This window comes from Bacteroides sp. OF03-11BH (assembly GCF_003604005.1).
In the GTDB taxonomy this organism is placed as follows: Bacteria; Bacteroidota; Bacteroidia; order Bacteroidales; family Bacteroidaceae; genus Bacteroides; species Bacteroides ovatus.
The window spans coordinates 15,047-23,213 of sequence record NZ_QTMW01000065.1 but is presented as its reverse complement, the minus strand read 5'-3'; the positions used below and the strand labels follow the sequence as shown (position 1 = coordinate 23,213).

Annotated in this window: 9 protein-coding genes; all 9 read left to right on the top strand. The window is 47.3% G+C overall.

All coding sequences use genetic code 11. The features are described from left to right. Positions 1 to 628, top strand: a 628-nt coding sequence (locus tag DXA54_RS25800) for a transposase (RefSeq protein WP_207903521.1), incomplete at its 5' end; no start/stop codon positions are given. Between the two features lie 288 nt (positions 629 to 916). Then, the gene (locus tag DXA54_RS25795) at positions 917 to 1,471 is read left to right on the top strand and encodes an imm11 family protein (RefSeq protein ID WP_117542726.1); all 555 of its coding nucleotides are present in this window, start codon (positions 917 to 919) and stop codon (positions 1,469 to 1,471) included. A gap of 75 nt (positions 1,472 to 1,546) precedes the next feature. Next, positions 1,547 to 1,966: an NTF2 fold immunity protein gene (locus tag DXA54_RS25790; RefSeq protein ID WP_029427653.1), complete on the top strand. Its 420-nt coding sequence runs from the start codon at positions 1,547 to 1,549 to the stop codon at positions 1,964 to 1,966. A gap of 98 nt (positions 1,967 to 2,064) precedes the next feature. Continuing rightward, complete coding sequence (locus DXA54_RS25785; protein ID WP_120080993.1) at positions 2,065 to 2,262, top strand: hypothetical protein; 198 nt, start codon at positions 2,065 to 2,067, stop codon at positions 2,260 to 2,262. A gap of 619 nt (positions 2,263 to 2,881) precedes the next feature. Then, on the top strand, positions 2,882 to 3,724 hold the full coding sequence (locus tag DXA54_RS25775; RefSeq protein WP_118481697.1) for a helix-turn-helix domain-containing protein: 843 nt from the start codon (positions 2,882 to 2,884) through the stop codon (positions 3,722 to 3,724). 31 nt (positions 3,725 to 3,755) lie between these two features. Continuing rightward, on the top strand, positions 3,756 to 4,658 hold the full coding sequence (locus tag DXA54_RS25770) for an RteC domain-containing protein (protein ID WP_004326095.1): 903 nt from the start codon (positions 3,756 to 3,758) through the stop codon (positions 4,656 to 4,658). 35 nt (positions 4,659 to 4,693) lie between these two features. Next, complete coding sequence (locus DXA54_RS25765) at positions 4,694 to 5,122, top strand: helix-turn-helix domain-containing protein (protein ID WP_007845709.1); 429 nt, start codon at positions 4,694 to 4,696, stop codon at positions 5,120 to 5,122. Then, positions 5,085 to 7,157 (top strand): bifunctional DNA primase/helicase, encoded by a 2,073-nt coding sequence (locus DXA54_RS25760; protein WP_120080991.1) that lies wholly within the window; start codon positions 5,085 to 5,087, stop codon positions 7,155 to 7,157. The genes DXA54_RS25765 and DXA54_RS25760 overlap by 38 nt, the downstream gene beginning before the upstream one ends. 406 nt (positions 7,158 to 7,563) lie before the next feature. After that, entirely contained in the window at positions 7,564 to 8,082 is a 519-nt protein-coding gene (locus DXA54_RS25750) for a dihydrofolate reductase family protein (RefSeq protein ID WP_005924160.1), read from the top strand. Positions 8,083 to 8,167 lie beyond the last annotated feature (85 nt).

Genomic DNA, 8,167 nt, shown 5'->3' with positions numbered 1-8,167 from the left:
CTCTATCTGTAAGGTATTCCGCTACAAGTTTGAACACGCCCTGATAGGGTTGTTCGATGCGGGCAGGTTGGAGCATGATTTCCACGACCGCATGGAGTTTATGGGCTTCATCAAAAAGGTGGTGAACAAAAAGGACTGGATTGTACATTTGGAGCAGCCCATACAGATGCCGGAACAGGTGATACAATATGTGGGCAGGTATTCCAAACGGGCGTGTCTGAGCGAGTACAAGATTACGGCAATGGACGGCGAAAACATTTCATTCCGTTACCGTGATTACAAAAACTCACCCGACAGGAGGAACCCGGTTGAAAAGGAACTGACGCTGCATTACCGGGAGTTCTTCCCCCGGCTGCTGCAACACGTTCCACTGCGCTATTTCCGCATCGTGAGGTACTACGGCTTCTATTCCAATAAAGGCAGCCTGCCGGAAGAATACTTCGGACGGGATGAAAGCGAGATAGAGGAAGCTGAGTTGCAACAGGCAGAAAGCGGATATGAAAACCCGTACTTCTGCGAACGTTGCGGACGGACGAGAGTTTACAGCCATACCACGGTAACGGGTGGCGGCATGACATACACGGTAATACTGGAGCATTGCGACATACACCGGAAAAAAGCGGCATGACAGCAACATGGGATAGCTATGTCCTGCCGTGAACAAGAACAGTGAAATCCCATGAAAAGAAAGAAAGGAGAACTGAAAAATGAATGAAATACGGATAAGAGCAGTAATGAAACGAACGGGGTGCGGGCATGAACTTCACACCTCTTTCTGCCGGAAACAGCAGTCAAAAATTGAAGTTCTATATAGTATGTAATAAAGGAAATAAAAATTGTCTCGAACATGAGGATGAACCGCCCTAAACGGTCGGCTATCCTCTAAACATTATCAGTAATTAAATAGTGTAACATTATGAATATATATGAAATTGGACAAGACTTTGATAATTACAAGTTCTTTGTATTCAAGGAAGATGATGAGTCAAATAAAGGCGTTTGGGATTATAATGGTCAATCACTTATTAATGAGTGGAAAGGGCTTAGTCTGGAACTGTTTAGAGATAAAAGGAAAAAGAAAGACAAACGAAGTGAGGAGTTTGATGCATCTTGTTATTTTTCCGGTTGTCTGATAGTAAATAAAAGAACTTCCTTATTACTCTCTGAAAAGCTGAAAGGGCAAATAGAAGTTTTACCTGTCAATGTGGACGGGAACGCTTCAGGTTATTATTTTATAAATGTATTGAATACAGTCGATGCCTTAAATATAGAGTCCAAGAGCAATGAAGAAATCTTGAAGATGATGAGGGATAATAATGGTATTTTCAATAAAGGAAATATCGGTTCATATATCATATTTCGGGATAGTCTGTTTAATAACAATTATTATTGCACAGATGAATTTGTAGATTTTGTGAAGCAAAATTCAATCACAGGATTAAAATTTACATGTGCAGGTATCGCAAAATAAATCACTGATAACAAGCCAAGTTAGCTGCTAAACGCAGCTCCTTGTCAAACCATTAATAATAAAGATAATTAAAGTATGGACGATATTACGAAAAAAATACTTGAAGAACTTGTTATAAATTTTATTTCAGAAATGAATGAATGGGAGAAGTATTGTAACGAGTTTGACGAAGACCAGTTAGAATTGGACGAAACAGAGCATAAGATAAAGCAAATGGTTGCTTCTATCATTAGTAAATATTGTACAGACAAGGAACGAAAAATGAGCCGCCCGAATGCTTTGTCATGGGGACTTGAAGGAAGTTATGACTATGATCCAAATAAGGAAAAAATAATAGATATACAAGAAAGCAGGAAAAATAAATTTTTTGTGACAACACGAACTGATGACGAATATCTACAGTATATTGTCGTCAAAAAAAATAATAAGTATTTGATAGATAGTAAAAAAAGGAAATTCTTAAGTGAGGATAAATGGAGTGTTGATTATTTATAAGTCAAACAACCAACTTTGATGTTTACTATAATAAACTCTATTATTAACAAGGTCGAGATAACAGCTTAACGCTGTTCCTCACCAAACCATTAATCAATATGAGTAACCTTATCACAGTAAATAGATTTGGAAAAGTTCTGATATGGATATGGAACAGATGTATAAAGAAAACTGCCATTCCTTATGAAGAACTTGATTTCCATTACCCCGATTGGGCTTTCATTATTACAGGTTGTATCTTTTTCGGGGTTGTGGTAGGTGTTACCCTGCTTTATTTTGCATTTTGGAGAACATAATTCATCGAATATATATGAGTAAAGGAATAAAAAAGACAGATAACTATTTTGAACGAGTGAAGCAACGTGCCAACCGGACGAATTACAGGTATTATTTTTTTGACTATCTGTACTTCAAAGGTGAGCAAGGTCATAAAATGAGGTCCCGGTGTTCAGGGGTACTCATGCTATCCTTATATTGGTGGTTTATAATAGAAATCCCGTGTATTCCGCTATTTGACAGAAACTTGCCACATACATGGTATTTGCTATGCTGCATGGGAATGTTTCTTTTTCCTGTCTTGTTTTGCCTTGTCAGGTATCGAAAAGATAGAACATCTGCATTAGCAAACCGTTATCGTCATTCGTCCAAAAATAAGATTACGATAACTTTGCTACTATTACTTCCTATTGTATTATGTGGATTTGAGCTATGGTTATTAGCTAAGTTGGGATGGATTATTTGCAAATGGTGTTAAGAAACTTGCCACAACCGCATCGGATTATCGCAAGTTTTCCCCACCATACATTCCTTATGCTTGCCGCCATGTTCCTTTATCATGTGGTTTGGCGGCTAATCCAAAAGTTTTGGCTATGGGCTACCGGGTAACGTACAGGAAACAAATCAATTTATTCAGATATGGAACAACGGATTACATCATTATTGCTTCCCGCTCCCGAAGCGGAGTTGGAAGCATCCTGCAAGGAACTGGACGAAAAGGTAACATGGCTGCTGCACAACAGCCGGAAAATGGACAACTACTTGGAACTTGAACCGTTCAGCAAGGACGGGCGGCTGTGCGCCCACGTGTGCGACACGCTCAAAAGCCTGCCGGAAACGCCGACACTGGCGGCATACAAGGACTACAAGGCAATCATTATCCTGCTGGGTATGTCCACCACCCATTACGCCATACTGGACGAACTGGCGGAACAGCACCGCAAGCGGGACGAGATACCCGAACTGACCGCCTACTGCGATGCGCTCCACTGGATGCGACCGGGACGGCAGTACCTCTGCAACGTGTACAACACGGTATGCCACGCTTTCCACCTGCTACGGAGAAACCCGGTAAGGGACAACCGCCTGCTGGTGACGGAAAAGGAACTGCGCCACGCCGAACGGATGCTGCCGGAGCTGGGCAGGCAGACATTCACCGAAATGGTGCGTCTGAAAGGCTACATGGTCTATGATGCCGAGCAACTGGCGGAGAAATGCGGCATGGAATACGGCTCGTTCCGACGGAAGGTAAAGAAAATGACCGGGTACACGGCTAAGGAATGGGTGATAAAGGAGCGTGCAAAGGACGTGGAACACTACCTGAAGAACACCAACCTCACGCTTACGGAAGTGGCGTTCACCACCGGGTTCGCATCGACATCGAACCTGAACGACTTCTGCAAGGCTTACTTGCTGGATACACCGGGCGAGATACGCAGAAAAGCGCAGGAAACAAGAAAATGCACAGTTACAAGAACGTAATGTGAAAAATCAAGAATAAAACAGATTTTTTATGCCCGTAACTTTGTGCTTCATAAAAGATAAGCACAAGGTTATGGAACATAAGATACCGTTGGAAACATACTTCGCCGGACTGCTTCAAAAAGTGGAATGGCAGATACAGGAATACGAGGACACCGCAGCGGACACGCTGACGCTCTGCCGCCTGTGCGTGGACTACCTGCAAGAGATACTGGGCGAACTCAAAAACTTTATAATCTCCTACCCGTTCGCCAGCACGGAAGAGGAAATACACTTCTTCAAGGAACTGAAACCGCTTTTAGCGAGCAAAATCATCTATTACAACACCGTTTACAAGATAGAGGTGCGCTTCCCCAGCGGCAGCGAGGAAGTGCAAAGGGACTACCTGCTGTCGGAAACCGACCGGATTTCAAAGTCGTTCCAGCGGAACTTGGCGTTCTACCAGTACCACCGAACGAAAGCCACCTACTTGGACAGGCAGTATTTCATGCGTGGGAAGCCTGACATACAAATCATCGTGGACAGTTTCTATTACGAAACAGACCCACAGTTCAGCACCAGTCACGATTTCAAGGTAGCCAAGATTTTAGCCAACGAACTGCTGGAAATATACCTCACCAACCGTCTGCACGAGCTGGAACGCCGGGAACAACGCAAGCGGGTGAAGAACGGCTTCATGGGAAAGGTGTTGCGCTGGACGGGGACGAAAAGGGCGTTGGTGGAACTTATCTACGCACTGGACGCCTGCGGCTGTCTGAACAAGGGGACGGTTGATATTAAGGAGATTGTAGCCTACTTTGAATACGTGTTCGACATCGACCTCGGCGACTTCTACCACACCTACATGGAACTAAAAGCCAAGACCAAAGACCGAACGGGCTTCCTCTCCACCCTGAAAGACAGGTTGCTGATGCGCATGAGGGAGCAGGATTAGGCAACCGTGCTTTAACAAAATTTATTTCGCCACAGGTGGGTACATCTGTGGCGTTTTATTTTTCAGGACACCCGAACTTTGCGGCAAATCAATCAGTTACCGTTATGGAAATAATAACATTCGAGTCCAAAGCCTACAAGGAACTGGACAACAAGATTACCGCCATTGCCGACTACATCTTCAACCACATGGAAACGGCAAGGCAAAGCGAGGAAGACATGTGGGTGGACAGCTACGAGGTCTGCACGTTCCTGAAAATAAGCGAAAAGACCCTGCAACGCCTGCGGGTGTCGGGAACTATCGCCTATTCCAACATCAGGGGACGCTATTTCTACAAGGTCAGCGAGATACGCCGGATGCTGGAAGAACGCCTGATAAGGAGCAACAAGGAGAACATCGACAACCTGATAACCAACCACCAGTTGTATGCTAAGGAAAGAGGAAATCTTAGAAAGAACAAGTAACGGGCTGGCGGTGTTCAAACACTACCTGCCCGGAAACTGGCGCATAGGTCGCAACTTCCTTAACCCGTTGTACGAGGACAGCAAGGCTTCCTGCAACATCTATTTCGACCGCCGGGGCGGTATCTACAAGATGAAGGACTTCGGCAACGACAGTTACAGCGGCGACTGTTTCTTCCTCGTGGGGCAGTTAAAGGGGCTGGACTGCAACCGGGCGGCTGACTTCGTGGAGATACTGGAAATCATCGACCGGGATTTGGGCTTGGGGCTGGCTTCCGGCATTCCGGTTTCCGTTCCCCCGGCAACCGTCCGCCGGGCAGTGCCGGACAAACCCGAAGAAACGCCCGAAAAGCCCGTCAAGCCCTACCAGTTCCGGGAACAGAAGTTCCCGCTTGCCGAACTGGTGTACTGGCAACAGTACGGCATCACGCCCGAACTGCTGGAACGTTACAAGGTCTGCTCGCTCCGGGAATACAACAGCGAAACGGCAGAGGGCAAACCGTACACCTACACTTCATCGGTGGCAGAACCCATGTACGGCTACAAGGGCAAACAGCACATCAAGCTGTACCGCCCGTTCTCCACGCCCCGCTTCCTCTACGGTGGCAGCTTCGGCGAGAACTATTGTTTCGGGCTGGAACAACTGCCAGCCAAAGGCGACACGCTATTCATCACGGGCGGCGAGAAAGACGTGCTTTCGCTGGCGGCGCACGGTTTTCACGCTATCTGCTTCAACAGCGAAACGGTGACGATACCGCCCACGCTGGTCTATCGGCTGACGTTCCGCTTCAAGCACATCGTCCTGCTCTTTGACATGGACAAGACGGGCAGGGAAAGTTCATGCAAGCAGGAAAAACTACTGGAAGAATTTGGCGTGAAACGCCTGCTGCTGCCGCTTCCGGGAACGAAAGAGGAAAAGGACATATCCGACTACTTCAAAGCCGGGAACACCCGTGAAGATTTCCTGAAACTGTTTATCGAATTTTTAGACAACCTGTATAGCGATACATTGATTATGCTTAAATCGTGCGAGATAGATTTCAACAACCCGCCCGCCAAAGCGCAAGAGATTATTTCGGCGGGTGACGTTCCGTTAGGAACGCAAGGCAACCTGTTCGGCATCACCGGGGGCGAGGGAACGGGAAAGAGCAATTACGTAGCCGCAATCGTGGCGGGCTGCATCTGCCCGGCTGGTGCGGAAGTAGATACGCTGGGCATACAGATAACCGCCAACGGCAAACACAAGGCGGTCTTGCTCTACGACACCGAACAGTCGGAAGTGCAACTGTTCAAGAATGTAAGCAACCTGCTGGCACGTGCCAAACAGCCGGACAAACCCGATGAACTGAAAGCGTTTTGTCTTACCGGTATGTCACGCAAAGAACGCCTGAACGCCATTGTACAAAGCATGGACAAGTTCTACTACCAATACGGCGGCATCCAGTTGGTCGTCATTGACGGCATCGCAGACCTTGTTAAGAGTGCCAACGATGAAGCGGAAAGCGTGGCGGTGATAGATGAACTTTATCGGCTGGCGGGTATCTACAACACGTGTATTCTGTGCGTGCTGCACTTCGTCCCCAACGGATTGAAACTGCGGGGACATTTGGGCAGCGAGTTGCAGCGCAAGGCGGCTACTATCCTGTCCATTGAGAAAGACGAAGAACCTACCCAGTCGGTGGTAAAAGCCCTGAAAGTAAGGGACGGAAGCCCGCTGGACGTGCCGCTGATGCTCTTTGCTTGGGACAAGGAAGCCGGGATGCACGTGTACAAGGGCGAGAAACCACGTGAGGAAAAGGAGAAGCGCAAGGAAAGGGAACTGGTGAATGTCGCACGTGACATCTTCGGGCGGCAGACACGCATCACCTACATAGACCTTTGCGAGCAGTTGCAGCAGGTATTGGACATCAAGGAGCGCACCGCAAAGAGCTATATCCGCTTCATGCGGGAAAGGGACATCATCACCAAAGACACGGCGAACCAAAGCTGTTTTGTCATCGGTTCATATAATCTTCAAAGGAACGCAAGCTGCCCGTAGGCGTATGGGCTGAACTTGTGTATTTTTAGGTGCTTGTGTCCTGCCCTGTTGTGATAACACGGCAGGATTTTTTCTGTTTGCACGTGATTTTTCAGGGTATTTGCTTAACTTTGCAGAAGTTACACGGAAAAGTAACGGCAGTTGGACGGCGGTTGCCGGAATATTGCCTTTATATATAACATATACGTTCGCCGAACGTCCCGATGCGAAAACTGGCACTTTTCAAAATGTGGGGATATTCAGCGCAGGATATGCTATGCGTTTGTCATAGCGTGGCTGCACTGTTTCCACATTTGGGTATGCCAGTACCTCGCATCGAAACAGCGTCATGCCACGCTTTCTTTTTTGGAGTGGCGGCTAACGTGCCAAGACAGTAGGGATTTATATCACTTTAATACCTGATAATATGGAACAAATCAAAGCGCACATCGCCGTATCGCTGGACGGGCATACCGCCACGCCGGACTATGAACTGGACTGGATGCCCCGTGAGGTCAAGGAACTGGTGGCAAGGGAACACGCCGCCGCAAGCTGCCTGCTTATGGGGGCGAACACCTACAACTACATCTTTGAACACTGGGGCGGGTGGCCGCACAAAAGCAAACGGTCTTTTGTGGTGTCACACTACGACACCAACGTTACACCGGACTGCGGGGTGGAGTTCCTGACCGAAGAACCGCTGCAAAGGGTCTATGAACTGAAACAGGAAACCGACATGCTGGTGGTGGGTGGCGGCAAGCTGCTTACTTCATTGATTAAAGCCGGACTGCTGGACAGCCTGACAATCTACACCGTCCCAGTCATGGCGGGCAAAGGCATCGGTTTTGTCGGGGAAACATCCGGCTCGCTGTGGAAGCTCTCGGAAAGCAGGGTGCTGGATAACGGGGTGGTCTGTTCGACCTACTTGTTTGGCGGGAACATATAAAAAATGCGCCCGGTTTCCCTCCGGGCGCAACCACTAAAATTTCAATTATTATAAGCTGTAAAACCTATCACAATGAAATTTCAGC

Bases quoted from the DNA above. Each gene is read 5' to 3' on its own strand.
- DXA54_RS25760 (WP_120080991.1), top strand. From the start codon at position 5,085: ATGCTAAGGAAAGAGGAAATCTTAGAAAGAACAAGTAACGGGCTGGCG.
- DXA54_RS25750 (WP_005924160.1), top strand. From the start codon at position 7,564: ATGGAACAAATCAAAGCGCACATCGCCGTATCGCTGGACGGGCATACC.
- DXA54_RS25775 (WP_118481697.1), top strand. From the start codon at position 2,882: ATGGAACAACGGATTACATCATTATTGCTTCCCGCTCCCGAAGCGGAG.
- DXA54_RS25770 (WP_004326095.1), top strand. From the start codon at position 3,756: ATGCCCGTAACTTTGTGCTTCATAAAAGATAAGCACAAGGTTATGGAA.
- DXA54_RS25790 (WP_029427653.1), top strand. From the start codon at position 1,547: ATGGACGATATTACGAAAAAAATACTTGAAGAACTTGTTATAAATTTT.
- DXA54_RS25785 (WP_120080993.1), top strand. From the start codon at position 2,065: ATGAGTAACCTTATCACAGTAAATAGATTTGGAAAAGTTCTGATATGG.
- DXA54_RS25795 (WP_117542726.1), top strand. From the start codon at position 917: ATGAATATATATGAAATTGGACAAGACTTTGATAATTACAAGTTCTTT.